Source organism: Microbacterium sp. NPDC060132, assembly GCF_042729675.1.
Classification (GTDB): Bacteria; Actinomycetota; Actinomycetes; order Actinomycetales; family Microbacteriaceae; genus Microbacterium; species Microbacterium sufflavum.
Map to the genome: position 1 here is coordinate 3,165,438 of NZ_JBHWXU010000001.1, position 25,921 is coordinate 3,191,358.

Genomic DNA, 25,921 nt, shown 5'->3' on the forward strand with positions numbered 1-25,921 from the left:
CTTCGACGTCGTGCCCCGTCTCATCTCAGAACCCGAGTCGGCCGAGCTGCTTGGGGTCGCGCTGCCACTCCTTCGCGACCTTGACGTGCAGTCCGAGGAACACCCGCGTGCCCAGCAGCTCCTCGATGCCCGTCCTTGCGCGAGCGCCCACGTCGCGCAACCGCGAGCCCTTATGGCCGATGATGATCGCCTTCTGACTGTCGCGCTCCACCACGATCGACGCGTGCACGTCCGTCAGGTCGCTGTCCTCGCGGGGGGCGATGTCGTCCACGACCACGGCGATCGAGTGCGGGAGCTCGTCGCGCACGCCGTCGAGCGCCGCCTCGCGGATGATCTCGGCGATGCGGTCCTCGTTCGACTCGTCCGTCGTGATCCCGGCCGGATACAGCGCGGGTCCCTCCGGCATGAGCTGCAGGATCTCGTCGGCGAGCACATCGAGCTGATCGCGCGTCAGTGCCGAGAGCGGGATGACGGCCGCCCAGTCCTCACGCAGCGAGTCGACCTCCATGAGGCGCTCCGTGATCTCGTCGCGCCCCGCCGCATCCGTTTTCGTGACGATCGCGATCTTCTGCGCACGCGGGTAGCCGTCGAGCGAGGCGGCGATGCGACGATCGCCCGGTCCGACCTTCTCCGTCGCCGGCACGCAGAACCCGATCACGTCGACGTCGCCCAGGACCTGCTCGACCAAGTCGTTCAAACGCTCGCCCAGGAGGGTGCGCGGCTTGTGGATGCCGGGAGTGTCCACGATCACGAGCTGCCCGTCCGGGCGGTTCAGGATGCCGCGGATCGCGCGCCGCGTCGTCTGCGGCTTCTCGCTCGTGATCGCGATCTTGTCGCCCACCAGCGCGTTCGTCAGGGTGGACTTGCCGACGTTCGGTCGACCGACGAAGGTCACGAATCCGCTCCGGGTGTCCTCAGTCATCGCGTCGCTCTCCTTCTTCCTGCACCTCGTCCGCCACCGCGGCCCTCTCGACGAACACCGTCGCGATCCCGCGGCCGCGCCCCCGAGAGGCCCCGCCGGTGAGGACCAGACCGTCCACGACCGCCGTCGCCCCGGGCTGCGGCACCTGTCCGAGCGCCTTGCCGAGCAGACCGCCGATCGAGTCGACGTCCTCATCCTCGAGCTCGAGGCCGAACAGGTCGCCGACGTCTTCCAGCGACAGCCGGGAGCTGACGCGGTAGCGTCCGGCACCGAGATCCACGAACTCCGCGGATACCTGATCGTACTCGTCGGAGATCTCGCCGACGAGCTCCTCGATCAGGTCCTCCAGCGTCACGAGGCCGGAGATCCCGCCGTGCTCGTCGATCACCAGGCACACGTGCACCGCGTCGCGCTTCATCTGCTGCAGCAGCGTCTCGGCGCGCATAGACTCCGGCACGAACGTCGCGGGGCGGGCGATCGGGCGGATCGACGCCGCGCGCCAGGCCAGGTCGTCGCGGTAGGCGAACTGCACCAGATCCTTCAGATACAGCACCCCGACCACGTCGTCGGCCTCGTCGTCCACGACCGGCATGCGCGACACCCCGCGCTGCAGGAACAGCGACATGGCCTCGTCGGTGGTGGCCTCCGCGTCCACGGTGACCATTTCGGTGCGCGGCACCATCACCGCCCGCACGAACTGGTCGGTGAAGTCGAACACCGAGTGGATGAGATCGCGGTCGTCTTCCTCGATGAGGTCGTTCGACGCGGCCTCGTCGACCATGCTCAGCAGCTGATCCTCGCTCGAGAACGAGCTGCGACCCGTGCCGGGCGTGACCCGGTTGCCGAGCACGACCAGCCCCTGGGCGAGCGGGCCGAGGATGATGCGCAGACCGCGCACGATGCCCGCGCTCCCGCGGATCATGGCCTCGGCGTGCTGGTGGCCGAACGTGCGCGGACTGGCGCCGACGAGCACGAACGTGATGCCCGTCATCAGGATGGCCGCGGCGAGCATCGCCCACCAGATGCTCTCGAACATGATCGTGAACGCCACCGTGACGAGCACGGCCGCGGTGACCTCCGCGAGCACCCGGATGAACGCAACCGCGTTGACGTGCGCGTCGAGGTCGGCGGCGATCCGCTCGAGCGCCTTCGCCCGTCGCCCCTCGGTCGCCAGATCCGCGAGGCCGGCCCGGGACGTGACGCCGTAGGCGGCGTCGATCGCAGCCATGAGGCCGCCGAAGGCCACCAGCAGCACGGCGGCGATCAGCAGTAGGATCTCCGTCATCGGCGGCGGCGCTCGGACACGGCGAAGCCCTGGATCAGCTGCTTCTGGAGTCCGAACATCTCCCGCTCCTCCTCCGGCTCCGCGTGATCGAAGCCGAGCAGGTGCAGCAGACCGTGCGTGGTGAGCAGGATCAGCTCGTCCATCAGGGTGTGGCCGGCCGCCTGCGCCTGGGTCTCCGCCACCTGCGGGCACAGCACGATATCGCCCAGCAGGCCGGGAGGCGTCGGGCGGTCCTCGGTGCCGGGGCGCAGCTCGTCCATCGGGAAGCTGAGCACGTCGGTCGGGCCCGGCTCGTCCATCCACTGCACATGCAGCGCCTCCATGGCGCCCTCGTCGACGAGCACGATCGCCACCTCGGCGTCCGGGCTGACGTGCAGCTGCTCCAGGTTGAAGTCGGTGAGCCGCTGCAGCACCGTCTCGTCGACGTCGATCGCCGACTCGTTGTTGATCTCGATCATGAGAGCCCCCGTTTCGGCATCCGGTCGCGTGGTCCTGGTCGCTGCGCCCCGCGGCGCTCGGCCCTGTTGGCGAACTCCGCGGCCTGCTCGCGCTCGAACCGCTGCGCCGTGCGCTTCTCGTCGTACTCGCTGTACGCGTCGACGATGCGCCCCACGAGCGAGTGCCGCACCACGTCGTCGCTGGTCAGCCGGCTGAAGTGGATGTCGTCGATCCCGTCGAGCACCCGTGTCACGAGCCGCAGTCCCGAAGACCCCTGCGGCAGGTCGACCTGGGTGATGTCGCCCGTGACGACCATCTTCGTGCCGAAGCCCAGCCGCGTCAGGAACATCTTCATCTGCTCCGGCGTCGTGTTCTGCGCCTCGTCGAGCACCACGAACGAGTCGTTGAGCGTACGACCGCGCATGTACGCGAGCGGCGCCACCTCGATCGTCCCCGTGGCCATCAGGCGCGGCACGATCTCCGGGTCCATCATCTCGTTCAGCGCGTCGTACAGCGGGCGCAGGTACGGGTCGATCTTGTCGGTGAGCGTGCCGGGCAGGAACCCCAGCCGCTCCCCCGCCTCCACCGCCGGACGGGTGAGGATGATGCGCGTGACCTCCTTGCGCTGCAGCGCCTGCACGGCCTTCGCCATCGCCAGGTAGGTCTTTCCGGTACCGGCCGGGCCGATGCCGAACACGATCGTGTTCTCCTCGATCGCGTCGACGTACTCCTTCTGTCCGAGCGTCTTCGGGCGGATCACCTTGCCGCGGGTCGACAGGATCGCCTCGCCGAGCACCTCGCTCGGGCGCGGACCGCCCTCGGTGCGGAGCATGCGCGCCGAGCTGGACACGTCGCTGGGCGCCAGGTCGTGCCCGGCCTTCGTCATCGCCAGCAGCTCGTCGACGAGGTTCTTCGCCTTCGCGACGGCGTCGCGCTCGCCCGTCAGGGTGATCTCGTTGCCGCGGACGAGCACCTGCACATCGCGGTGCTCGCGTTCCAGCATCCGCAGCAGGCGGTCCTGCGGACCGAGCAGCTGCACCATCGCGACACCGTCCGCGTAGATGCGTTCGGTGACGGTTTCCTGATCGTCAGAAGCCAACGAGCTTGTTCTCCTCGAGATTGCCGAGCACATGGGCGTGCACGTGGAAGACGGACTGGGCGGCGCTCGCGCCGTTGTTGAAGATGAGGCGGTACTCGCCGTTGGCGTGCTCGTCGGCGATGCGCTTCGCTGCCGCGACCATCTCGGCCAGCAGACCCGGGTCACCCGCCGCGAGCTCCGTCACGTCGCGGTACTCCTCGGTCTTCGGGATCACGAGCGCGTGCAGCGGAGCCTGCGGGTTGATGTCGCGGATCACGAACACCCGACCCGCATCGAGCAGGATCTCGCCGGGGATGTCCCCGTTCAGGATGCGCGTGAAGATCGAGGGTTCGCTCATGCGTTCAGCTTACCGGGGCCCCTGCACGCGGCGGCGGTCACCAGCGGCCGAGAGCGACCGACAGCACCGCGATCGCCGCCGGTCCGGCCGTGGACGTGCGCAGCACCGTGTCGCCGAGGAGCACGCGCTCCGCGCCCGCCGCCGTGAGCCGCTCCAGCTCCTCGGTGGAGATGCCGCCCTCGGGCCCCACCACCAGCACGAGGTCGCGGCCGTCGGGCTCCAGGTCGGACAGCCGCCCTGGCGCGGTCGGGTCGAGCAGCAGCACCCGCTGCTGCGCCGCGCGCGCCGCCAGCTGCGCGGTCGACTCGACCGGCGCGACCTCCGGCACCCATGCGCGATGGGCCTGCTTGGCCGCCTCGCGCACGATCGTCGCCCAGCGCTCGCGACCCTTCGCGGCCTTGGGCCCCTCCCAGCGCGAGATGCTGCGACCCGCCTGCCACGGCACGATCTCGTCCACGCCGAGCTCGCACGCCGCCTGCACCGCGAGCTCGTCACGGTCGCCCTTCGCGAGCGCCTGCACCAGCACGACCCTCGGCGACGGCGCCGGCGACTCCGCGCGCTCTTGCACCCGCACCTCGACGCGCGACGGCGAGACCTCCTCCGCGACGCCGGTCAGCCACGCGCCACGGCCGTCCCCCACCGTCACGGCCTCGCCGACCCGCAGCCGACGCACCACGGCCGCGTGCTTCGCCTCGGCGCCGGTCAGCGTGACCACGTCGCCGACGGCCGCGCCTCCCGCCGTCTCGACAAGGAAGTGGAGCGCCACGATCAGTGTCCGCGGAACCGGTCGCGCAGCTTCGAGAACAGCCCCTGCTGGAACTGGGCGAGCTGCGGGGCCGGAGCCTTCGCCTTCTTCGCGAAGTCCTCGATGAGCTTGCGCTGCGACGCGTCGAGCTTCGTGGGTGTCACGACCTGCACGCCCACGCGCAGGTCGCCGCGCTGGGTGCCGCGCAGCGGCGTGATGCCGCGGCCCTTGATCGTCAGCACGTCGCCGGACTGCACACCGGGGCGGATCTCCAGGTCGACCTCGCCGTCCAGGCCCTCGATCGACGTGTCGGTGCCGAGGATCGCATCGGTCATCGACACCTCGAGCGTCGCGAGGAGGTCGTCGCCCTCCCGGCTGAACGCGGGGTGCGGGGTGACCGTGACCTCCACGTACAGGTCACCGTTGGGACCACCGGCGCGACCGACCTCACCGGAGCCGGGCAGCTGAAGCCGCAGTCCGGTCTCCACGCCGGCGGGGATGTCGAGCGACACGGTGCGCCGCGACCGCACGCGCCCCTGTCCGCCGCACGTGCCGCACGGATACGGGATGGTGGTGCCGTAGCCCTCGCACGTGCCGCACGGCTGCGAGGTGACGACGTTGCCGAGCAGGCTGCGCACCTGACGCTGCACGTGGCCGGTGCCGCCGCAGATGTCGCACGTGACGGGCGACGTGCCCTCCTGGCAGCACGAGCCCTGACACGTCTCGCACAGCACCGCGGTGTCGACCTCGATGTCGCGGTGTGCGCCGAACACGACGTCGCCCAGCTCGAGCGTCACGCGCACCAGGGCGTCTTGACCGCGCTCGCGCCGCGACCGGGGTCGGGCTCCGCGGCCACCGCCCTGCGCGGCGCCGAAGAACGTCTCGAAGATGTCGCCGAACCCGCCGAAGCCGCCGAAGTTGCCCGCGGCGCCGTCCCCGCCGCCCATGTCGTAGCGGCGTCGCGACTCCTCGTCGCTGAGCACGTCGTAGGCGTGGGTGACGAGCTTGAACCGCTCGGCCGCGTCCTCGCCCGGATTCACGTCCGGGTGGAGCTGCCGCGCCAGTCGGCGGTACGCCTTCTTGATCTCATCCGTGGAAGCGTCCCGGGACACCCCGAGAACCTCATAGTGGTCCGCCACAATCGCCCTTCTGCGTGTTCCGTGGGGCCGCGTCAGCGGCCGGCCTCGTCGTCGTCGAGCATCCGCGACAGGTAGCGGGCCACCGCCCGCGCCGCCGCCAGGTTGCTCGGATAGTCCATGCGCGTCGGCCCCATCACGCCGACGCGCGCCGTTCCGGTCGGTGCCGCGTAGTCGCTCGCGACGATCGACGCCTCGCCGAGACCGAACGGCGCGTTCTCGGTGCCGATGCTGGCCGCCAGGCCGTGCTCGTCGGCCACCATCTCGCTCATCAGCCGCAGCAGCGTCACCTGCTCCTCGATCGCCTCGAGGAGCGGGTGGATGCTGCCGCGGAAGTCGTGCTCGCGGCGGGCGAGGGTCGCCGCGCCCGCCATCACCAGTCGCTCCTGACGGAACCCGCCCAGCTCGTCGACGAGGACGCCGGCGAGAGTGCGCAGCACGCGGTCGCGCGGCGTCTCCTCCGCGGCCAGCAGGGTCTGCAGCCGCTCGGACGCCTCCGCGATCGCCTGCCCCGTGATGAGCGCGGAAAGCCGGGCGCGGAGCACACCGAGATCGGCCTCGTCGATCGCATCCGGCAGCACGGTCATCCGCTGCGAGACGCCGCCGGCATCGGTCACCAGCACGGTCAGGAGACGGTTGGGGGCCAGCGCGACGAGCTCCACGTGCGTGACCCGCGCGCGGGCGAACGACGGATACTGCGCCAGCGCGACCTGGCCCGTGAGCTGCGTCAGTACCCGCACCGTGCGCGCCATGAGGTCGTCGAGGTCGGCGGGGTCGGCGAGGAACGACTCGATCGCCGAGCGCTGCGCCGAGGAGAGGGGACGGAGCTGGGCGAGGTGGTTGACGAACACGCGGTAGCCCTTGTCGGTGGGCACGCGACCGGACGACGTGTGGGGGGCGGTGATGAGCTCCTCGTCTTCGAGCTGCGCCATGTCGTTGCGGATCGTCGCCGCGGACACCCCGAACGAGTGACGGTCGACGATCGATCGGCTGCCCACCGGCTCGTGCGTCTCGACGTAGTCCTGCACGATCGCGCGGAGAACCTGGAGTCCTCGCTCTGTGACCATGGCCCACCCCTTCCCGCTGACGACCGGACGCTGGCACTCTGACACCCTGAGTGCCAATCCTACCGCGTACGACCGGGAGTTCTCCGAACCCGCGCGCCGATCACTCAGTCGGTGAGCTCGCGCACCACCGCGTCGGCGAGGAGGCGTCCGCGCAGGGTGAGCTGCACGCGCCCGCGGATCGCCGCCGCCGCGTCGATCAGGCCGTCCGCGATGAGCCCGGCCACGCGGGGGCGGTTCGCCGCGGGCAGGTCGTCCACCGCGATGCCCTCGCGGATGCGGCTGAGCAGCAGGATGCGCTCGAGCGTCTGGGCCTCCACGTCGGGGCGCTCCCGTCCCGCCGCCGGAGACGCGGACGCCGCGAGCCGCTGCGCGTAGGCGGCCGGATGCTTCACGTTCCACCAGCGCAGTCCCGCCACGTGGCTGTGCGCGCCGGGACCGAAGCCCCACCAGTCGCTCCCCCGCCAGTACGCCAGGTTGTGCCGCGACCTCTGCTCCGGCGTGCGCGCCCAGTTGCTGACCTCGTACCACTCGAAGCCCGCCGCGGCCAGCCGCTCGTCGGCCAGCTCGTACATGTCCGCCTGCAGGTCGTCGTCGGGGGCTGGCACCTCGCCGCGACGGATCTGCCGCGCCAGCTTCGTGCCGTCCTCGATGATCAACGCGTACGCGGAGATGTGGTCCGACTCGAGCTGGAGGGCCGCATCGAGCGACGCCTCCCAGTCGGCGAGCGACTCCCCCGGCGCGCCGTAGATGAGATCGACGCTGACGTCCAGTCCCGCACCCTTGGCCGCGGCCACCGCCGTCCGCACGTTCTCCGGCTGATGCGTGCGATCGAGAGCGGCGAGCACGTGCGGCACCGCCGACTGCATGCCGATCGACAACCGCGTGACGCCGGCCTCCGCGAGGGTGCGCGCCACCTCGGGCGTCACCGTGTCGGGGTTCGCCTCCACCGTCACCTCGGCACCCGGCGCCAGCCCGAACGCCGCGGTCGCCGCGCCGAGCATGCGCGCGAGGTCGCCCGGGGGCAGCAGCGTCGGCGTGCCGCCCCCGAAGAACACCGTGTCCATCGGTCGCAGCGCCCCCGCGGCCTCCAGCACGCCGCGAGCGAGGGCGATCTCGCCGATCAGGGTCGACGCATAGTCCTCCTGCTTCGCGCCGCGCAGCTCGCTCGACGTATAGGTGTTGAAGTCGCAGTAGCCGCAGCGCACGCGGCAGAACGGCACGTGCAGGTACGCCGAGAACGGGGTGTCGGCAGAGATCGTCAGGTCGTCGGGCAGGCGGCCGTCGGCGGGAGCCGGATCGCCGAGGGGAAGCGGTCCCGCCATCAGACGGGGGTCGCGTACAGCGGGGAGATCGCGCGCAGGTACCGCGCGAACAGCTCGCGGCGGCGCCGCTTCATGAGTGCCGGGATCAGGCGGTAGACGAGCGCGTTGGGCGCGTCGAACGCGCGCACCGTGAACCACACCTCGTCGTTGTCCTCGCGCCAGTCGACGTCGAACGACTCCTCGCCGCTGACGACCGAGCCCCCGATCGTCCCGAGCACGAAGCCGATGCGCCGTGTCTCCTCGGTGACCGAGATCACGCGCAGCTCGGAGTCGGCGCGCATGCCGCCCACCCGACCGCGCAGGTGCAGCGTCATCCCGGCGCCGACGAACGGCATGCCCTCCGCGTCGTAGCGCGGCTCGACATCGCGCTTGCTCGGCGCGATCGGGTTGCCCTCGGCGTCGAAGCTGACCCCGGCGTACGCGGGGCCCGGGGCAGGACGCACGTCTTCCACCGAGAGTCCCGCTGCGCGCTGCGCCGTCCACGACAGCAGGGCCTCGCCCGCCGTCTGGAACCGCTCCTCGCCGCTGCCGATCCGCCAGGACTCCTCCGCCGGGATGCTGCGCTCCGGCGGGTACTGCATCAGGTCGGGGGCGTGGGTCGCACCCACGGCCGCATAGTCCACCGTGTCGTCTCGGAAAGTCCCGCGCCGCATGAGATCCAGCCTACTTCGGGTTCCCTGGGCGAACACCCCCCGCACCACGGGAGCGCCCAGGATCGCCCGGGTTACTTCTTGTCCTTGCCCTCGACGTCGCCGGAGAGCGCCGCGATGAACGCCTCCTGGGGGACCTCGACGCGGCCGACCATCTTCATGCGCTTCTTGCCCTCCTTCTGCTTCTCGAGGAGCTTGCGCTTGCGGGTGATGTCACCGCCGTAGCACTTGGCGAGCACGTCCTTGCGGATCGCGCGGATGGTCTCGCGGGCGATGATGCGCGCACCGATCGCCGCCTGGATCGGCACCTCGAACTGCTGACGAGGGATGAGCTTGCGCAGGCGCTCGGCCATCATCGTGCCGTACGCGTAGGCCTTGTCGCGGTGCACGATCGAGCTGAAGGCGTCGACCTTCTCGCCCTGGAGGAGGATGTCGACCTTCACCAGGTCGGCCTCCTGCTGACCGGAGGGCTCGTAGTCGAGCGAGGCGTACCCCTGCGTCTTGGACTTGAGCTGGTCGAAGAAGTCGAACACGATCTCGCCGAGCGGCATGTTGTAGCGCAGCTCGACGCGCTCCTCCGAGAAGTACTCCATGCCCAGCAGCGTGCCGCGCCGCGACTGGCACAGCTCCATCACGGTGCCGACGTAGTCCTTGGGCAGCAGGATCGCCGCCTTCACCATCGGCTCCGACACCGAGCCGATGCGCCCATCGGGGTACTCGCTCGGGTTCGTGACCGTGACCGTCTCGCCGGTGTCGCTGGTGACGACCTCGTAGATCACGCTCGGCGCCGTGGTGATGAGGTCGAGGCCGAACTCGCGCGCGAGCCGCTCCGTCACGATCTCCAGGTGCAGCAGGCCGAGGAAGCCGCAGCGGAAGCCGAAGCCGAGCGCGACCGAGGTCTCCGGCTCGTACTGCAGCGACGCGTCGGAGAGCTTGAGCTTGTCGAGGGCCTCGCGCAGTTCCGCGTAGTCGCTGCCGTCGATCGGGTAGATGCCCGAGAACACCATCGGCTTCGGGTCGGTGTAACCGGGGAGCGCCTCAGCGGCGGGCTTGCGCGCGTTCGTGATGGTGTCGCCGACCTTCGACTGGCGCACGTCCTTCACGCCGGTGATGAGGTAGCCCACCTCGCCGACGCCGAGGCCCTTCGTGGGCGTCGGCTCCGGGCTGGAGACGCCGACCTCGAGGGCCTCATGGTTCGCCCCGGTCGACATCATCTGGATGCGCTCGCGCGGAGAGAGGCTGCCGTCGACCATGCGCACGTAGGTGACGACACCGCGGTAGGCGTCGTACACGGAGTCGAAGATCATGGCGCGGGCGGGAGCCTCGGCGTCTCCGACGGGCGCGGGGATCTCCTGCACGAGGCGGTCGAGCAGGTCCTCGACGCCGACGCCGGTCTTGCCCGACACGCGCAGCACGTCTTCCGGCTTGCCGCCGATGAGCGACGCGAGCTCCTTCGCGTACTTCTCCGGGTCGGCCGCCGGGAGGTCGATCTTGTTGAGGACCGGGATGATGTGCAGGTCGTTCTCGAGCGCCAGGTAGAGGTTGGCGAGCGTCTGCGCCTCGATCCCCTGTGCGGCGTCGACCAGGAGGATCGCCCCCTCGCACGCGGCGAGGGAGCGCGAGACCTCGTAGGTGAAGTCCACGTGGCCGGGGGTGTCGATCATGTTGAGCGCGAACGTCTCGCCGTCGATCTCCCAGGGCATGCGCACGGCCTGGCTCTTGATGGTGATGCCGCGCTCGCGCTCGATGTCCATGCGGTCGAGGTACTGCGCCCGCATGTCCCGGTCCGACACCACTCCGGTGATCTGGAGCATGCGGTCGGCGAGCGTCGACTTGCCGTGATCGATGTGGGCGATGATGCAGAAATTGCGGATCTGCGCAGCCGGCGTCGCGGCAGGCTGAAGCGGGGTGAGAGCGCGTGGGGACATGTCCCGTCGATTCTACGGTGAGGGGCAGGGGAATCCCCATTCGGGGACATCGGTGATAGTCTCCCGAAGTTGCCCGGGATCAATCCGTGACACCGGATCCCGTAAGCGATACGACTCCGTCACAGACTCCGTGAGGGCTGTCGCGTCGCGCAGAACGGCGGATGGCGCCCGATTCATCCGCCCGGCTCAGCGTTGCGTCGGCGGATCCCGAGCGCGTCTGGAGAAGAGAAAGACAATCCCCCTTGATCAAGTACCTCGCACGCCGCGCCCTCGGCTGGCTGCTCATGATCGTGGTCGCGACGAACCTCACCTACTTCCTCGCGTGGGGGTTCCTCGATCCGCGCAGCAACTACGTGGGCCGTCGTCCTCCGCTCAGTGAAGAGCAGATCAACAACCTCCTCGTGCCCCGCAACCTCAGCGACACCGTGCCGCTCATCGAGCGCTGGTGGAACTGGTTCACGAGCATCCTCCTCCGCTGGGACTGGGGGGTGAGCCCGACCGGCGGCTCCGTCAACGAGCAGGTCGCGTACCGCATGTGGGTCAGCGCGGAGCTCGTGCTCGGCGCGACGATCATCACCACGATCCTCGGCATCGCGCTCGGCGTGTACACGGCCTCCCGCCAGTACAAGCTCGCCGACCGCATCGGCCAGGCCACCAGCATCATCACGCTGAACATCCCGATCGTTGTCGCGGCCTTCGCGATCGTGCTGCTCGCGATCGGCCTCAACAACGCCACCGGCACGCGCATCTTCTATGTGACAGGGAACGCCAGTCAGGGGGTCGAGGGCTTCTTCCCCACCCTGATAGATGTGCTGCAGCATCTGACGCTGCCGACCATAGCCCTGGTGCTCACGGGCTACGCGAGCATCCACTTCCTGCAGCGCTCGCTGCTGCTGGACAACATCAACGCCGACTACGTGCGCACCGCTCGCGCCAAGGGCCTCACCAAGCAGCAGGCCATCCGCAAGCACGCACTGCGCACCTCGCTGATCCCCGTCGCCACGCAGGTCGCCTTCACGATCCCCGCCATCTTCACCGGCGCGGTCCTGACCGAGACGATCTTCGCGTGGAACGGCATGGGCAAGTACTTCATCGAGACCATCTCGAAGAACGACATCCACGGAACCGTCGCGATCGCGGCCTTCGGCGCGGTCCTCACGGCGATCGGCGCGATCCTCGCCGACATCGCCGTCGTGGTCCTCGACCCGCGTGTGAGAGTGAGCTGACATGAGCACCGACATGCTCGACCCGACCATCCACCCGGACCCCGCGGCCGCCGGCCCCGAGACCACCCGCGTCGCGACGAAGCGCCTGTCGAAGTGGAGCCTGTACTGGCGGCGCTTCTCCCGCAACCGCGGTGCGCTCATCGGCCTGGTGATCTTCGCGCTGCTCGTGCTGTTCGCGATCTTCGGCCCGCTGATCGCGCGCTACGACCACGTGGAGCTCGACTTCCTGAACCTGAGCACCCCTCCGTCCACGGAGCACTGGTTCGGCACCAACAACGCCGGCAACGACCTGTTCGCGCAGGTGGCAGTCGGCCTGCAGCGCTCTCTCATGATCGCGCTCACGGTCTCGATCGGCGTCACGATCGTGTCGGCCCTGGTCGGCACGGCCGCGGCCTACTTCGGCGGCTGGACCGAGCGCATCTCGCTCCTGATCATCCACTTCATGATGGTGATCCCGAGCTTCCTCATCCTCGCGATGATCTCGAACAAGGCCGGCGGAGACTGGCGCGTGATCGCGCTCATCATGATCTTCGTGATCGGGTGGTACTTCCCCGCCCGCGTCATCTGGACCATGGCCCTGTCGCTGCGCGAGCGCGAGTATGTCAGCGCGGCCCGCTACATGGGCGTGGGCGGCATGAAGATCGTGCTGCGCCACCTGCTGCCGAACATCGGCTCGCTCCTCGTGATCAACTTCACCCTCGGCGTCGTCTCGGCCGTCGTGACTGAGACCGGCCTGTCGTTCCTCGGCTTCGGCGTCAAGATCCCCGACGTGTCGCTCGGCGCCCTGATCGGTGCCGGCTCGAGCTCGCTCACCACGGCCCCGTGGCTGTTCTACTTCCCGGCGGCGGCGCTGACCCTGCTCACGGTGTCGATGGCGTTGATCGCCGACGGCCTGCGCGACGCCCTCGACCCGACCTCGGCTGCAGGAGGCCGCGCATGACCAACGTCCTCTCCGTCCGCGATCTCAAGGTCAGCTTCGCCTCCGAGGCCGGCCGCGTCGACGCCGTGCGCGGCGTCTCGTTCGACCTCGAAGCCGGCAAGACCCTCGGCATCGTCGGCGAGTCCGGCTCCGGCAAGTCCGTCACCTCGCTCGCGATCATGGGACTCCTCGACGAGAACGCCAAGGTCACCGGCTCGATCATGTACGACGGCAAAGAGCTGATCGGCATGAGCGACAAGCAGCTGTCGGTGATCCGCGGCAACGGCATGTCGATGGTCTTCCAGGACCCGCTGACCTCGCTCACCCCCGTCTACACCGTGGGCGACCAGCTCATCGAGGCCCTCACGGTGCACCGCAGCCTGTCGAAGAAGGATGCGTGGGACCGCTCGGTCGAGCTGCTGAAGCTCGTCGGCATCACCGAGCCGGAGCGGCGCATGAAGTCGTTCCCGCACGAGTTCTCCGGCGGCATGCGCCAGCGCGTGGTGATCGCCATCGCGATGGCCAACAACCCCAAGCTCATCATCTGCGATGAGCCGACCACGGCCCTCGACGTCACGATCCAGGCGCAGATCCTCGACCTGATCGAGAAGGCGCAGGACGAGACCGGAGCCGCGGTGATCATGATCACGCACGACATGGGCGTGGTGGCCCGCACGGCCGACGACGTGCTGGTGATGTACGCGGGCAAGCCCGTGGAGCAGGCGCCCGTGCACGAGCTGTTCCACAAGACGCGCATGCCGTACTCGATCGGCCTGCTGGGCGCGATCCCGCGCGTGGACAAGGGCGACAAGCAGCCGCTCACCCCGATCAAGGGCAACCCGCCGCTGCTGATCGACCTGCCCGACGCGTGCCCCTTCGCCGACCGCTGCCCCATCGTGATGGACGCGTGCCGCGCGAAGGAGCCGGAGCTGCTCCCCGTGGCCACCGGCTCGGGCGACCTGCACCGCGCCGCCTGCATCCGCTCGCACGAGATCGAGGACGGCGGCCTGCTGGGCGGCCTCCCGGTCTACCCCGTGCGCGCGGTGCCGGAGAGCGACCTCACGCGACTCCCGCGCGAGGAGCGCCCGGTCACGCTCGAGGTCAAGAACCTCACGAAGACCTTCCCGCTGCTCAAGGGCGCGTTCCTCAAGCGCAAGGTCGGCGAGGTGCAGGCGATCAAGGGCATCAGCTTCGACGTCCGTGAGGGCGAGACGATGGCCATCGTCGGCGAGTCCGGCTCCGGCAAGACCACGACCCTGCTGCAGATCATGGACATGGTCAAGCAGAGCGAGGGCGACATCGTGATCGCCGGCACCAGCGTCAACGACATCCACAGCCGCAAGGTGGAGCGGGCGCTGCGACGCGACATCCAGATCGTGTTCCAGGACCCGATGGGCGCCCTCGACCCGCGCATGACGGTCGCCGACATCATCTCCGAGCCGCTGTTCGCGATCGGCACGCCCAAGGAGGAGGCGCACCGTCGCGTGGACGAGCTGATGGACCTCGTCGGCCTGAACCCGGCGCACAGCGACCGCTTCCCCCAGGCGTTCTCCGGCGGTCAGCGGCAGCGCATCGGCATCGCCCGCGCCCTGTCGACGAACCCGAAGATCGTGGTGCTCGATGAGCCGGTCTCGGCGCTCGACGTGTCGATCCAGGCCGGTGTGATCAACCTGCTCGACGAGCTGAAGGTGAAGCTGGGCCTGTCGTACCTGTTCGTCGCGCACGACCTGTCCGTGGTGCGCCACATCGCCGACCGCGTGGCCGTGATGTACCTCGGCGAGTTCGTGGAGCACGGCGACGTGGACGACGTGTTCGACAACCCGCAGCACCCGTACACGCAGGCGCTGCTGTCGGCCATCCCCGTCCCCGACCCGGATGTGGAGCGCACCCGCCAGCGCGTCGTGTTCGACGCGGCGACCATGTCGACCAAGCCCGCGACGGTCTGATCGCCGCGGTCGCGGGGTTGCTGGTCACCGTCCGATAACGGTTAGGCGCGATTCACTCCGGGGCGGTATGCCGGTCGCGACCGCGAACTATTCTTCCCTTTATGAAACGCCGAAAGGCGAAAGGAGCACCATGAAGAACAAGAAGTTGCTGGGGGCGATCGCGATCAGCGGCGCCCTGGCACTCGCCCTCGCGGGTTGCGCGAGCGGGTCCGGAAACACCGGTGGCGGGGACAACGGCGGCGACAAGGTCGAGACCAAGTCCGCCGACTACAACCCCCAGGACCGCAGCAACCTGCAGGAGGGTGGCGAGGTCAACTTCCCGATCAACGAGATCCCCGAGCAGCTGAACGCCTTCAACGGTGACGGCAGCGCGGACACCGTGCGTCTGTGGTCGTGGTACATGCCGCAGATCCTGCTCGTCTCGCCGGAGGGCGAGGTCACGAAGAACGACGCGTACCTCGACGCCTACGACATCGGCGAGAACGACGGCAACACCACCATCACGTTCACGTTCACGGACGAGGCCCACTTCAACGACGGCACGGACATGGACTGGACGGCCATCGACGCGACGTGGAAGGCCAACCGCTCCTACGACGAGGGCTTCACCCCCAACGCGACCGACGGCTACAAGCAGATCAAGAGCGTCGAGCAGGGCGACTCCGCCAAGACCGCGGTCGTCACCTTCGACGGCATCTACGCCTGGCCGTCCATGGCGTTCCTGACCGGTGGCGTGCTGCACCCGGCCGTCGCCGACCCGACCGTCTTCAACGAGGGCTTCATCGGCAACATGCACCCCGAGTGGGGCGCCGGACCGTACACGGTCGACACGTTCGACCCGAACGGCGGCTTCGTCTCGTTCAAGCCGAACCCCGAGTGGTGGGGCAACGCACCGCTGCTCGACTCGGTGACCTTCACGGCGATGGAGCCGGACGCCGCGATCAACGCCTTCAAGAACGGCGAGATCGACATGGTGGGCGCCAACACCAACGACCGTCTGAAGCAGCTGCAGGACGTCGACGACACCACGGTGCGCCGCGCGCAGCAGACCGCGAAGACGATCATCATGGTCGACGCCGACAAGCCGCAGTTCGAGGACATCGACGTGCGCAAGGCCTTCTTCATGGGCATCAACATCGACCAGCAGAAGCAGATCGCGTGGAACGGCCTCGGTTACGAGGAGCCGGCCGCCGGTTCGCTGAACCTGTACGCGTTCCAGGACGGCTACTCCGACTCGTTCGCGACCGCCGGTCTGAAGAACGACGTCGACGCCGCCAAGAAGCTGCTCGACGACGCCGGCTGGACCGAGGGCGACGACGGCATCCGCGAGAAGGACGGCGAGAAGCTGTCCATCACCTACCCGGTGTTCGGTGAGGACCCCACGCTCGAGGCCCTCGCGAAGTCGCTCCAGGCGCAGCAGAAGGAGATCGGCATCGACGTGCAGATCGACGTCCGCCCCTCGGCCGACTTCTCGAACGACCTGACGTCGAAGAACTGGGACGCGGTGTCGCTCCGCTTCACCGACTCCGACCCGTTCGGTCCGGCTTGGTTCTGCCAGCTCTACTGCTCGGACAGCCAGCTGAACCTGTCGGGCACCGGCACGGCCGAGATCGACAAGCAGATCGCCGACGAGGTCGAGTCGCAGAAGGACGCGGAGTCCTGGACCGCCGCCTCCATGGAGCTCGAGCCGAAGATCATCGAGCAGACGTGGGGCGTCATCCCGCTCTACAACGGCCCGTCGATCTTCGTGGTCAAGAACGGCCTGGCGAACCTCACGCCGGAGCCCTACGTGGGCCTCGACCTGTTCGGCGTCACGCCGGTCGAGAACGTCGGCTGGGAGAAGTAACACCCTCTGACACATCTCGTGTCGACGCGGGGTCGGTGGTTCGCCACCGGCCCCGCTTCCTTATGCTGAAGACGTGAGCGTCCAGACCGTCCTCGTGCACGGCATCCGCACCTCGGCGACCATGTGGCGCTCCCAGGTGGCGTACCTGGAGGAGCACGGGCATCCCGTGACCGCGCTCGATCTTCCCGGGCACGGCTCCCGCATGGCGGAGGACTTCACGCTGCACGAGGCCCTCCACACGATCGATGCCGCCGTGCGCGCCGCCGCCGAGCGCGGACCCGTGCTCCTGGTCGGGCACTCGATGGGCGGACTGCTCTCCCTCGCCTACACCGGGGGCGCCGAGCGTCCTCCGGTCGCCGGGCTCGTCGCGGCCGCCTGCACCTCGCTCCCGCAGGGTGCAGGGCTCCGCGCGTACCGACTGTTCGCGCGGGCCGTCGACTCGCTCCCCGACCGCGGCCTGTGGCTCACGCGGCAGATGCTCGCCGCCACGATCCCCGCCGAGAACCGCGCCGACTTCCAGGCCGGTGGCTACGCGCTCGACATGCAGGACACCGCGCTGCGCAGCCTGGCCGCGCTGGACGTGGCCGCCGCCGTCCCGCGCATCGACGTGCCGCTGTGGTTCGTGAACGGGCAGTATGACCAGCTGCGCCTGAACGAACCGCTGTTCCGCCGGCTCGCACCGCACGCGGAGCTCATCGTGGTCCCCCGCACCACGCACCTGGTCACGGCCATGCGACCCCGGGTGTTCAACGCGGTGCTGGCCCTCGCGATCGCCACCGTCGAGGCGCAGGCCGAGGACTCATGAGCGGGCGGGCTGCCGTGCGAACGCCGTGAGCAGGCCCCCCACGAGCGACAGCACCGCAGCGGCGAGGAAGACGAGCCAGAAGCCGCCGACCAGCGCCACCAGCCCCGCCCCGAGGACCGGGCCGATCAGCTGACCGAGCGCCGCGGTGACGTTCACGATGCCGAGGTCGCGGGCGTGGTCCTGCTCATCCGGCAGCAGGTCGGCCGCGAACGCGAGTCCCACCGTGGAGAAGGCGCCGTAGCCGAGCCCCATGAGCGCCGCGGCGACCATGGTCATCTCGAACGTGGGCACCAGCACGATCGCCACTCCGGACGCCGCCTGCACCACGGTCGCGGCGACCGTGAGCGTGCGGCGCCGCCCCGTCCGGTCGGATACGAGGCCGGTGACCACCGAGGCCAGCACCACGAACACCGTGTAGACGACGATCAGCAGCAGCAGGTTGTCCTGGGCGGTCGTGTTCTCCTGCCCCAGCCCGTGCAGCAGGAAGAACAGGAACAGGGCGGTGCCGAGCGCATTGCCGACGTTGGTCACCAGCCGACCGGACAGCATCCAGGCGAAGTCTCGGTCGCGCAGCGAGGCCAGCCGGGGGCGTCCGGCATCGCGGGGACGCAGCGCCTCGGTCGTCGGCGGGTCGGGCAGCAGGAGCGCGGCCACCGACCCCGCAATCGCGATCACCGCGGCCAGGAGCAGGTAGCCCGACACGATGTCGAGTCCGAGGAGCACGACCAGCCCGACGCCGAGCACGATCCCGACCGCCTGGGCGGAGCCGACGGCGGCGGAGGCGGCACCCCGCTGCGTGGTCGGAAGCTGATCCGCGATCAGGGCGGTGAAGGCGGCCGACGACACCGCGACGCCGATCGAGACACCCACCCACCCGGCACCGACCGCCCAGGGTCCGGTCGCGAAACCGGTCAGCACCAGGCACAGGGCCGTCAGCCAGACACCACCCAGCGCCCACGGGCGTCGGCGGTGCCGTCCGGCGCGCGCGCGATCCGACAGGGCACCGGCGGCCGGACCGGCGACGATGCCCGCCAGTCCGCCCACCCCGAGCACGAGGCCGGAGGACACGACCCCGCGGATCCAGTCGTCCTCCGGGGTATCGAGCTGCAGCGGGAGGAGCAGCTGCACCGGGGTGAGCTGCACGGTCCAGATCGCCAGCCACGCCAGCGTGAACAGCGACATCCACCGCGCGCCGGCCCGGACGCGGTGCGTCGCCGGAGCCGCGGTCATCGCCGCGCCGCCGACGTCGTGGCACCGGTGCGGACGGAGGCGATCAGGTCGCGGTACCAGTCGTACGAGGCCTTCGGGGTGCACTCCCCCGTGACGAAATCGACGTGCACCAGTCCGAAGCGCTGGGTGTAGCCGTCGGCCCACTCCCAGTTGTCCAGCAGCGACCACACCGTGTACTCCTCGACCGGCACTCCGGCGTCGATGGCCTCGGCGACCGCGGCGATGTGCCCCGACAGGTAGGAGATCCGGTCGGCGTCGTCCACGCGGGCCGCCGTGTCGGGCTCGGGGAAGGAGGCACCGTTCTCACCGATGATCACGGGCGGCAGCTGCGGGTGCCGGGCGTGCAGGTCGACCAGCAGGTCGCGCAGGGCGGACGGCATGATCGGCCACTCCGGTCCGAAGCCCGTCACCGGCACACCGGGGGTCGGCACGATGTCGAACGGGATGGGTCCTCCGGCGGTGGACGCCGTCACGGTCGTGGGGTTGTAGAAGTTGACGCCGTAGAAGTCGATCGAGCCGCCGATCGCCGCCAGGTCGCCCTCCTCCACGGGCAGCGGCGGCAGCCCGATCGCCTCCAGGTCGGGGTACGCGCCGTCGAGCAGCGGGGTGCTGAAGATCCGGTTGTGCAGGAGGTCGTAGACGAACGCCGCCTCGTGGTCTTCCGGGGCATCCTGCAGCGGGAGTACCCAGGTGTGGTTGTTGACCAGTCCCACCGCCGTGGCACCCCGCGTGCGCAGCGCCGCCGCAGCCCGCGCGTGAGCCAGCAGCTGGTGATGGGCGGTGGGCAGGGCGTCGAACAGCAGCTGCTTCCCCGGTGCGAGGGCACCCACCGCGTAGCCCTGGAGCGTCGTCATCGCCGGCTCGTTGAGGGTGTACCAGTGCGCGACGCGGTCGCCCAGGCGGTCGGCCACGATCGCCGCATACTCGCCGAATCGCTCGGCGGTGTCGCGCGCGAGCCACCCGCCCGTCTCCTCCACGGTGCTCGGCATCTCCCAGTGGAACAGCGTGGGGAAGGGCGTGACGCCGCGCTCCAGCAGCAGATCGACGAACCGGGAGTAGTGGTCGAGGGCTGCGGTGTTCCCGCGCCCACGTCCGTCGGGCTGCACCCGCGCCCACGGGATCGAGAAGCGGTAGCGGTCGAGGCCGAGGGCGGAGGCGAGGTCGGCGTCACGCTCGGGATGGCGGTAGCTGTCGCAGGCGGGGTCGGCGGTGGAGCCGTCGACGATCGCGCCGGGAGCTTCGAGGTAGTCGTCCCAGATCGAGCGCCCTCCCCCGTCGGCGGAGCGCGAGCCCTCGATCTGGAGCGCCGAGGTCGCCGCAGACCAGCGGAGCCGGCCGAGCGCGGGGGAAGGAACGGAGGCGGGGGTCATGGGGCTCCTTGACGTCGTTGTCGGGTCACGATGATTCTGCACCCGGTACCACTCCGAGCGCGACGCAGTTTCGCGGACGCGGCCTCGTTTCGCGCGATGCATCCCGGACTGGTAGAGTTGGCTCTTGGCTTGCGTGTGGGTTCTTCCCTCACGACCGCCGTGCAGCAGCCCTCTTCTGCTGCCGGCACTCCGAACAACTCCTGTACAGAAAGCGTCCACACGTGGCAAACATCAAGTCGCAGATCAAGCGCAACAAGACCAACGAGAAGGCTCACGAGCGCAACAAGGCCGTGAAGAGCGAGCTGAAGACTCTCGTCCGCCAGACCCGCGAGGCCGTCGCCGCCGGCGACAAGGCCGCCGCCGAGAAGGTCCTGAAGAAGGCCACGGTCAAGCTCGACAAGGCCGTCAGCAAGGGCGTGCTCCACAAGAACCAGGCGGCCAACCGCAAGTCGGCCATCGCCAAGAAGGTCGCCGCTCTCTGAGCATCTGATCATCCGGAAGGCCCGTCTCCTCGCGAGGCGGGCCTTCTGTCGTTCCCGGAACACGTGGGGTCGACACGGGACAAGCGAGGGGCCGGGAACATGCCCTCCATCGCGGAGGCGGCGTGCAGCGGCACACGCTCGCGCCGGGACTGCGTGCCGGCGACGTGCATCTTCACGGGTGGCGGACCGCTGCCAGGCTGCGGGCGCCGCACGCTCAGCCGCCGAAGGGCTCCCGCGTGGCGATGACCGTGACCATGCGCTCGAGCGCGAAGATCGGGTCGCGGGCGGCACCCTTCACCTCGGCGTCGGCGCGGGCGGTGGCCTGGATCGCCATCCCGAGCGACCGCTCGTTCCAGCCCGCGAGGTCGCGGCGGGCGCGGTCGACCTGCCAGTCCTTCATCCCGAGGCGCTGCGCGAGCTGACGGCTCGGCTCCCGATTCCCGGCGACCCGCGCCATCGTGCGCAGCTTCATGGCGAACGCCGCGACCATGGGCACCGGATCCGCTCCGGAGGCCAGGGCGTGCCGCAGCGACACCAGGGCCTCGCCGTAGCGCCCGGCGATCGCCGTGTCGGCAACGACGAACGCCGACACCTCGACGCGGCCGCCGTAGTACTTGGTGACGACCTCTTCCGTGACGTCGCCCTCGACGTCGCCGATCAGCTGCTGGCAGGCGGCGGCGAGCTCGGTGAGGTCATCGGCGAACGCGGAGACCAGGGCTCGCAGGGCCGGGGGCGCGATGCGCTTCTTGGCAGCCGCGAACTCCCCCGCCGCGAAGTCGACCCTGTCGCCGTCTCGCTTGATCGCCGGGCAGGGGATCTCGATGCCCCCGCCCGTGCCGGCACGCAGGGCGTCGAGCAGCTTCTTGCCACGAACGCTCGCGCCCGTGTGACGGAGCACGACCGTGGCGCCCTCCTGCGGTTGCTCGAGATAGGACACGGCCTCCTGCAGGAACGCGTCGGAGCACTTCTCGACGCCGGAGACCCGCACGAGGCGCGGCTCACCGAACAGGGAGGGCGACGTGAGGGCCAGGAGCGTGCCCGGGGCGTAGTCGTCGGCGCGGACGTCGCTGACCTCGAGGGCCGGATCCTCGGCGCGCAGATAGTCGCGGACACCGGCGATCGCACGCTCGGCGCAGACCTCTTCCGGACCGGAGACGAGCACGATCGGGGCGGGACGGGGCTCGCGCCACGACACCTGCGGGATCTTCGCGGGCTTCGCGCCACCGCGGGCGGGAGGACGGGACGCTGCCATGACCCCAGCCTACCGGCGGCGTCCGACACCGCGATCGGACGATCGCTGCCGCTGGTTCGGCGCAGACCTGCACGATGTCCCGCTGCCACGGCGACGACCTCGACGCTCGGGAGTCGTCTCGCTCCACATCGCCAGAGCGCCGTGACGCAGCCCGAGGAGGATGCGTCCGCGCTCGTCGGTCCGATACACCTGGGCCCCCAGCGCGCCCAGCAGGTCGAGCGTCTCACGGCGCGGGTGCCCGTAGTCGTTGTCGGCACCCACGCTGATGAGCGCGACCACGGGTGAGAGCGCCTGGTAGAGCCCGGGGTCCTGGTCGGCGCTGCCGTGGTGGGCGACCTTCACCACCGCGTACGGGCCGAGGCGCTCCGAACGCTGGAGCAGGCGCTGCGCAGGGGCCGACAGATCGGCGAGGAAGAGCGAGCGAGGCACCTCTCCCCACTGAACTCCATCACGACGCCGAGGTCGTTGCCCGCGGGGAACGCCGTCGTATCGCGAACGGGCCACCGCACGCGCCAGCTCGCCCCGCCCAGGGTTCCCCTGAGCCCCGCGGACGCCTGCTCCACCCGTGCTCCCCCGGCCGCGAGCGAGGCGAGGGTCCGCTCGTCGTCCGCGTCGGCGGTCGGCCCGTGCAGCACCGCGGACACCCGGCCCCGCACGGCCTCGACGCCGCCCGCATGGTCCAGGTCGAAGTGGGTGAGCACGAGCAGGTCGAGTCGATCGATGCCGAGCGAGCGCAGGCAGTCGCGAAGAGGTTCCGGCGCCGGACCGGTGTCGATCAGAGCCACGGCGCCCTCGGATCGGACGAGCAGCGCGTCGCCCTGACCCACGTCGCACGCGGCGATCGACCAGGCGTCCGGGGTCGCGGCCGTCGCGAGGGGCCCGCCGAGCAGGGCCTGCGCCCCGGCGAGGGAGCCGGCGACCACGAGCACCGTGACGGCGCCACCGCGCAGCACGGCGCCGCCGCGCACGCGCCACCGCGGACCACGGCTCCCGCCCTCCAGGCACACGACCGCGACCGCGGCGCCGAGCCCGGCGACCAGTGCCGCGCTGCCGATCCCTGCGGGCAGCAGGATGGTCGCACCGGGCAGGTCCGCGGTCACCTGGGCGGTCGTCGCGATCCAGGTCGCGGGCAGCCACGCGGTGGCGGCCAGGAGGTCGGCGACCGCGGGCACGGGCGCCGCGAGGCAGGCGAGCAGCCCGACCACGGTCGCGACCGGTGCCGCGGGTTCCGCGATCAGGTTCGCCGCCACGCCGATGAGCGACTGCTGTTCCGCGAACAGCGCGATGATGGGCCCGCACGCGAGCTGCGCCGAGAGCGGGACCGCGATCGCCAGTGCGACCGGGCCCGGCATCCACCGTCGCAACCCGCGTGACAACGGCGGTGCGAGCAGGATGAGTGCGCCCGTCGCGGCGGCCGACAGCGCGAAGCCGGGCGTCGCGGCGAGCCACGGATCGGACACCAGGATCATGATCGTCGACAGGGCGAGCACGCCTGCACCGGCGCTCGGTCGTCCTAGGAGCACGGACAGCATCCCCGCGCCCGCCATCACCGCGGCGCGCACCACGCTCGGCTCCGGCGTGACCAGCACCACAAAGCCGGAGAGCGCCGTGGTCGCGAGCACCACCCGCAGCGCCCGGCCGCCACCGCACAGCGCCGTGAGCCCGAAGACCGCCGCCACCACGATCGCGCAGTTCGCCCCGCTGACGGCCGTGAGGTGACTGAGACCGCTCGAACGCATGTCTTCGTCCAGGTCGGAGCCCACCGCCCTGGTGTCCCCCACGGCGAGTCCCGGCAGGAGCGCCCCGCCCGGCTCGGGCAGCCGCAGCGCGCGGTCGACGAAGGCGCGGCGCGCCGTGGCGGCCACGCCGAACACCCCGGACGGAGGCTGCACGACCTCCGTGGTCGTGGCGTAGAGCACCAGCACCGCGCGCTCCCCCGCCTCCGTCGCCGAGGTCTCCCCCACGACGCGGAGCCGAGCGCCGAGGTCGATGCCGTCGGCGGGCACGGTCCCGATCCGCACCGGCACCGCGACCGGGCGCGCCCGACCCGGCGGACCGAGGCTCTGCGTGGTCGCCTCGACCCAGAGCCGCCCATCCTGACCCGTGGACGCGGACGACGTGACCTCGACCACCGCTTCGACCACGCGGCCGCCCTGCCCCGCGGCGGCTTCGCGCGACGGAAGGGCGTACCCCACGGACAGCGCCGTGGCCGCGGCCGCCGCGAGCATCAGGAGGACCAGCCCCGCGCCGTGCCTCCCCCGTGCGAGCAGCACCAGCAGGACGACGCCCGCCGCGACGCCGCACACGAGCGCACAGGCCGCCGCGAGACCGGGCTGGAACACGCAGACGAGCGCCGCCGCCCACACCGCGAGGGCGACCGGCACGAGCCGGAGATCGCGGGACTTCACACCCGTACCCCGTCGCGTAATCCCGCGAGCAGCTTCTCCCCGATGCCCGGCACGCCGAGGAGGTCGTCCACCGACTGGAAGCGTCCGTTCTCCTCCCGCCACGCGATGATGCGGGCGGCCAGGGCGGGGCCGATCCGCGGCAGCGTCTCCAGCGCGGCCTGGTCGGCCGCGTTGAGGTCGATCCGCGCGTCGGTGGGTGCCGCGACGGGAGAGCCGGTGCCCGACCCGCCGACCACGGGCACGAGGATCTGCTCGCCGTCCTCGACCCGGCGGGCGAGGTTGATCGCGGCGAGGTCGGCGTCGACCGTCGTACCACCCGCGGCCGCCACCGCATCGACCAGCCGCGCATCACCGCCGACGACATATAGTCCCGGCCGCTCGACCGCGCCGAGCACGTGCACGTACAGCACGTCGGACGACGGCGCGGCCGTCGCGCGGTCGCCCACCGGGAAGGACTCCGCCGGTGCGCCCTGACCGCGCAGGATGCCCAGTCCGACGGCGGCCGACAGCACGACGAGAGCCAGTGCCACCGCGGCGCCCACACCGAGCCGCAGTCGTCGCTGCCGGGGTACGGGTGTCGGTGCGGGAGGAGTCACCCCGTCACGGTAGGTCTCCGCAGACCCCCCGCGACCACGGAGAACCGCCGGTCGTGGACAACAGCGGCGCCCGGTCCGCCGTGCAGAGCCGAAGGCGGGGCGATCGGAGCCGAGCTCGCTCCGACGCCGCCAGGCTGGCAGCACGCATGAGCCGGCGCCCGGGCACGCCGCTCTCTCTTCCGATGCGTGCCCGCCGCGTGGCGCAGACTGGACCGGTGACCGACATCGTCGACGACCTGCCCCCGGAGGCCTCTCATCACGACGCTGAGCGCGCTTTCCGCGAGGCGGGCTGGACGCCGAGCGGCGCGGGCGACTGGGCCTTCGCCCTGCGCTCGCCCGACGGCGTCGCCGCGGTGCGCATCAGCCCGTTCGATCCGGTCGGACCGTACACGGCCGCGCTGTATCGCGAAGCCGCGCACACCGGTCAGGTACCGCGATTGTTCGCGCACCGCCGACTCGCGGGCGGCGGGGATCTGCAGGTGATGGAGTGGCTCCACGCGGTCGACGAGAAGGACGCGGTCGCCTTCCACACCGCCATCGCCGAACGCGCACCGCACGTCGCCGAGCTCGTCGACGTCGTGCGCCGCATCCATGCCAGGGCAGCGCGGGCGCTGCCCTGGTGCGGCCCCCTCGATCAGAACCCGTCCAACATCATGCGCGGCAGCGACGGGCGTCTCGTCGCGTGCGATCTGTACTACGCGGACGGTCCGGCTCTGTATGCGATGGCCGGCTCCGATCCGACCCGGTTCGTGACGCTCCTGCCGGAGTCCGAGCGCCGCTACCTGACCGAGATCCCGCTCGCGGAGTCCGGCCCGTGGGACGAGGCGTCTCGCGCGGCGATGCGCCGGGGCATCGCCGTCGCGGACGCCGCGCGCGCCGACCAGGACGCGTGACCGCGGCTCCGGAGGTCGC

24 protein-coding genes are annotated in these 25,921 nt (G+C 70.5%); 7 read left to right on the forward strand and 17 right to left on the reverse strand.

Going from position 1 to position 25,921, the window contains the following annotated elements; all coding sequences use genetic code 11:
• Window positions 1-25: 25 nt before the first annotated feature.
• The 11 genes from era to lepA form a co-directional block, all read right to left on the reverse strand.
• On the reverse strand, window positions 26-922 hold the full coding sequence (gene era / locus ACFWCH_RS15335; RefSeq protein WP_136030561.1) for a GTPase Era: 897 nt from the start codon (window positions 920-922) through the stop codon (window positions 26-28).
• Entirely contained in the window at window positions 915-2,207 is a 1,293-nt protein-coding gene (locus tag ACFWCH_RS15340; protein ID WP_136030559.1) for a hemolysin family protein, read from the reverse strand. Before ACFWCH_RS15340 ends, era begins: the two co-directional genes overlap by 8 nt.
• Window positions 2,204-2,665, reverse strand: a complete 462-nt coding sequence (gene ybeY, locus ACFWCH_RS15345) for an rRNA maturation RNase YbeY (RefSeq protein WP_136030557.1) — start codon at window positions 2,663-2,665, stop codon at window positions 2,204-2,206. The genes ACFWCH_RS15340 and ybeY overlap by 4 nt, the downstream gene beginning before the upstream one ends.
• On the reverse strand, window positions 2,662-3,687 hold the full coding sequence (locus ACFWCH_RS15350; RefSeq protein WP_240753260.1) for a PhoH family protein: 1,026 nt from the start codon (window positions 3,685-3,687) through the stop codon (window positions 2,662-2,664). The genes ybeY and ACFWCH_RS15350 overlap by 4 nt, the downstream gene beginning before the upstream one ends.
• A gap of 46 nt (window positions 3,688-3,733) precedes the next feature.
• A complete protein-coding gene (locus ACFWCH_RS15355) occupies window positions 3,734-4,081 on the reverse strand; it encodes an HIT domain-containing protein (protein WP_136030553.1) in 348 nt (115 codons plus the stop codon).
• Window positions 4,082-4,118: 37 nt separating this feature from the next.
• Window positions 4,119-4,847: a 16S rRNA (uracil(1498)-N(3))-methyltransferase gene (locus ACFWCH_RS15360; protein WP_378803764.1), complete on the reverse strand. Its 729-nt coding sequence runs from the start codon at window positions 4,845-4,847 to the stop codon at window positions 4,119-4,121.
• 2 nt (window positions 4,848-4,849) lie between these two features.
• Window positions 4,850-5,965 (reverse strand): molecular chaperone DnaJ, encoded by a 1,116-nt coding sequence (gene dnaJ / locus ACFWCH_RS15365; protein WP_136030548.1) that lies wholly within the window; start codon window positions 5,963-5,965, stop codon window positions 4,850-4,852.
• Between the two features lie 32 nt (window positions 5,966-5,997).
• Window positions 5,998-7,029: a heat-inducible transcriptional repressor HrcA gene (gene hrcA, locus ACFWCH_RS15370; RefSeq protein ID WP_136036372.1), complete on the reverse strand. Its 1,032-nt coding sequence runs from the start codon at window positions 7,027-7,029 to the stop codon at window positions 5,998-6,000.
• 104 nt (window positions 7,030-7,133) lie between these two features.
• Window positions 7,134-8,351: a radical SAM family heme chaperone HemW gene (gene hemW, locus ACFWCH_RS15375; RefSeq protein WP_136030544.1), complete on the reverse strand. Its 1,218-nt coding sequence runs from the start codon at window positions 8,349-8,351 to the stop codon at window positions 7,134-7,136.
• The gene (locus tag ACFWCH_RS15380; protein ID WP_136030542.1) at window positions 8,351-9,004 is read right to left on the reverse strand and encodes a DUF1990 family protein; all 654 of its coding nucleotides are present in this window, start codon (window positions 9,002-9,004) and stop codon (window positions 8,351-8,353) included. The genes hemW and ACFWCH_RS15380 overlap by 1 nt, the downstream gene beginning before the upstream one ends.
• Before the next feature lie 71 nt (window positions 9,005-9,075).
• Window positions 9,076-10,929, reverse strand: a complete 1,854-nt coding sequence (lepA, locus tag ACFWCH_RS15385) for a translation elongation factor 4 (protein ID WP_378803765.1) — start codon at window positions 10,927-10,929, stop codon at window positions 9,076-9,078.
• A gap of 242 nt (window positions 10,930-11,171) precedes the next feature.
• Between lepA and ACFWCH_RS15390 the strand changes: the two genes are divergently transcribed.
• The 5 genes from ACFWCH_RS15390 to ACFWCH_RS15410 all read left to right on the forward strand — a co-directional run bounded on the left by ACFWCH_RS15390 (window position 11,172) and on the right by ACFWCH_RS15410 (window position 17,671).
• Window positions 11,172-12,155, forward strand: a complete 984-nt coding sequence (locus tag ACFWCH_RS15390) for an ABC transporter permease (protein WP_136030537.1) — start codon at window positions 11,172-11,174, stop codon at window positions 12,153-12,155.
• A gap of 1 nt (window position 12,156) precedes the next feature.
• The gene (locus tag ACFWCH_RS15395) at window positions 12,157-13,095 is read left to right on the forward strand and encodes an ABC transporter permease (protein WP_136030535.1); all 939 of its coding nucleotides are present in this window, start codon (window positions 12,157-12,159) and stop codon (window positions 13,093-13,095) included.
• Entirely contained in the window at window positions 13,092-15,020 is a 1,929-nt protein-coding gene (locus ACFWCH_RS15400; RefSeq protein ID WP_136030533.1) for an ABC transporter ATP-binding protein, read from the forward strand. The genes ACFWCH_RS15395 and ACFWCH_RS15400 overlap by 4 nt, the downstream gene beginning before the upstream one ends.
• Window positions 15,021-15,150: 130 nt before the next feature.
• Window positions 15,151-16,866: an ABC transporter family substrate-binding protein gene (locus ACFWCH_RS15405; RefSeq protein WP_378803766.1), complete on the forward strand. Its 1,716-nt coding sequence runs from the start codon at window positions 15,151-15,153 to the stop codon at window positions 16,864-16,866.
• Window positions 16,867-16,939: 73 nt separating this feature from the next.
• Window positions 16,940-17,671 carry an alpha/beta fold hydrolase gene (locus tag ACFWCH_RS15410; protein ID WP_136030529.1) on the forward strand — a complete coding sequence of 244 codons (732 nt, stop codon included), beginning with the start codon at window positions 16,940-16,942 and terminating at the stop codon, window positions 17,669-17,671.
• On the opposite strand, the gene ACFWCH_RS15415 is transcribed toward ACFWCH_RS15410, so the two are convergent.
• Window positions 17,666-18,901 carry an MFS transporter gene (locus ACFWCH_RS15415; RefSeq protein WP_378803767.1) on the reverse strand — a complete coding sequence of 412 codons (1,236 nt, stop codon included), beginning with the start codon at window positions 18,899-18,901 and terminating at the stop codon, window positions 17,666-17,668. The two genes, ACFWCH_RS15410 and ACFWCH_RS15415, sit on opposite strands and share 6 nt — an antisense overlap.
• Window positions 18,898-20,271 carry a glycoside hydrolase family 1 protein gene (locus ACFWCH_RS15420; RefSeq protein WP_378803768.1) on the reverse strand — a complete coding sequence of 458 codons (1,374 nt, stop codon included), beginning with the start codon at window positions 20,269-20,271 and terminating at the stop codon, window positions 18,898-18,900. Before ACFWCH_RS15420 ends, ACFWCH_RS15415 begins: the two co-directional genes overlap by 4 nt.
• A 221-nt stretch (window positions 20,272-20,492) precedes the next feature.
• On the opposite strand from ACFWCH_RS15420, the gene rpsT reads away from it, so the two are divergent.
• Window positions 20,493-20,753, forward strand: coding sequence for a 30S ribosomal protein S20 (gene rpsT, locus ACFWCH_RS15425; RefSeq protein WP_136030523.1), 261 nt, complete (start codon window positions 20,493-20,495; stop codon window positions 20,751-20,753).
• Between the two features lie 214 nt (window positions 20,754-20,967).
• Here rpsT and holA read toward each other — a convergent pair whose 3' ends face one another.
• From holA to ACFWCH_RS15445, 4 genes are read right to left on the reverse strand one after another with little or no spacing between them, the layout of a single operon-like run.
• Complete coding sequence (gene holA, locus ACFWCH_RS15430; protein ID WP_136030521.1) at window positions 20,968-22,005, reverse strand: DNA polymerase III subunit delta; 1,038 nt, start codon at window positions 22,003-22,005, stop codon at window positions 20,968-20,970.
• Between the two features lie 9 nt (window positions 22,006-22,014).
• Entirely contained in the window at window positions 22,015-22,434 is a 420-nt protein-coding gene (locus tag ACFWCH_RS15435) for a ComEC/Rec2 family competence protein (protein WP_378803769.1), read from the reverse strand.
• Window positions 22,344-24,413, reverse strand: coding sequence for a ComEC/Rec2 family competence protein (locus ACFWCH_RS15440; protein WP_378803770.1), 2,070 nt, complete (start codon window positions 24,411-24,413; stop codon window positions 22,344-22,346). The genes ACFWCH_RS15435 and ACFWCH_RS15440 overlap by 91 nt, the downstream gene beginning before the upstream one ends.
• Window positions 24,410-25,009 (reverse strand): ComEA family DNA-binding protein, encoded by a 600-nt coding sequence (locus ACFWCH_RS15445; protein WP_136037318.1) that lies wholly within the window; start codon window positions 25,007-25,009, stop codon window positions 24,410-24,412. Before ACFWCH_RS15445 ends, ACFWCH_RS15440 begins: the two co-directional genes overlap by 4 nt.
• 215 nt (window positions 25,010-25,224) lie before the next feature.
• On the opposite strand from ACFWCH_RS15445, the gene ACFWCH_RS15450 reads away from it, so the two are divergent.
• Window positions 25,225-25,902, forward strand: coding sequence for a hypothetical protein (locus ACFWCH_RS15450; protein ID WP_378803771.1), 678 nt, complete (start codon window positions 25,225-25,227; stop codon window positions 25,900-25,902).
• Window positions 25,903-25,921: the final 19 nt, after the last annotated feature.

What these genes read in the sequence shown, in the direction of transcription:
- era (WP_136030561.1), bottom strand. Translation starts at nt 922, where the DNA reads ATGACTGAGGACACCCGGAGCGGATTCGTGACCTTCGTCGGTCGACCG.
- ACFWCH_RS15340 (WP_136030559.1), bottom strand. Translation starts at nt 2,207, where the DNA reads ATGACGGAGATCCTACTGCTGATCGCCGCCGTGCTGCTGGTGGCCTTC.
- ybeY (WP_136030557.1), bottom strand. Translation starts at nt 2,665, where the DNA reads ATGATCGAGATCAACAACGAGTCGGCGATCGACGTCGACGAGACGGTG.
- ACFWCH_RS15350 (WP_240753260.1), bottom strand. Translation starts at nt 3,687, where the DNA reads ATGGTGCAGCTGCTCGGTCCGCAGGACCGCCTGCTGCGGATGCTGGAA.
- ACFWCH_RS15355 (WP_136030553.1), bottom strand. Translation starts at nt 4,081, where the DNA reads ATGAGCGAACCCTCGATCTTCACGCGCATCCTGAACGGGGACATCCCC.
- hrcA (WP_136036372.1), bottom strand. Translation starts at nt 7,029, where the DNA reads ATGGTCACAGAGCGAGGACTCCAGGTTCTCCGCGCGATCGTGCAGGAC.
- hemW (WP_136030544.1), bottom strand. Translation starts at nt 8,351, where the DNA reads ATGGCGGGACCGCTTCCCCTCGGCGATCCGGCTCCCGCCGACGGCCGC.
- ACFWCH_RS15380 (WP_136030542.1), bottom strand. Translation starts at nt 9,004, where the DNA reads ATGCGGCGCGGGACTTTCCGAGACGACACGGTGGACTATGCGGCCGTG.
- lepA (WP_378803765.1), bottom strand. Translation starts at nt 10,929, where the DNA reads ATGTCCCCACGCGCTCTCACCCCGCTTCAGCCTGCCGCGACGCCGGCT.
- ACFWCH_RS15395 (WP_136030535.1), top strand. Translation starts at nt 12,157, where the DNA reads ATGAGCACCGACATGCTCGACCCGACCATCCACCCGGACCCCGCGGCC.
- ACFWCH_RS15400 (WP_136030533.1), top strand. Translation starts at nt 13,092, where the DNA reads ATGACCAACGTCCTCTCCGTCCGCGATCTCAAGGTCAGCTTCGCCTCC.
- ACFWCH_RS15405 (WP_378803766.1), top strand. Translation starts at nt 15,151, where the DNA reads ATGAAGAACAAGAAGTTGCTGGGGGCGATCGCGATCAGCGGCGCCCTG.
- ACFWCH_RS15415 (WP_378803767.1), bottom strand. Translation starts at nt 18,901, where the DNA reads ATGACCGCGGCTCCGGCGACGCACCGCGTCCGGGCCGGCGCGCGGTGG.
- ACFWCH_RS15420 (WP_378803768.1), bottom strand. Translation starts at nt 20,271, where the DNA reads ATGACCCCCGCCTCCGTTCCTTCCCCCGCGCTCGGCCGGCTCCGCTGG.
- holA (WP_136030521.1), bottom strand. Translation starts at nt 22,005, where the DNA reads ATGGCAGCGTCCCGTCCTCCCGCCCGCGGTGGCGCGAAGCCCGCGAAG.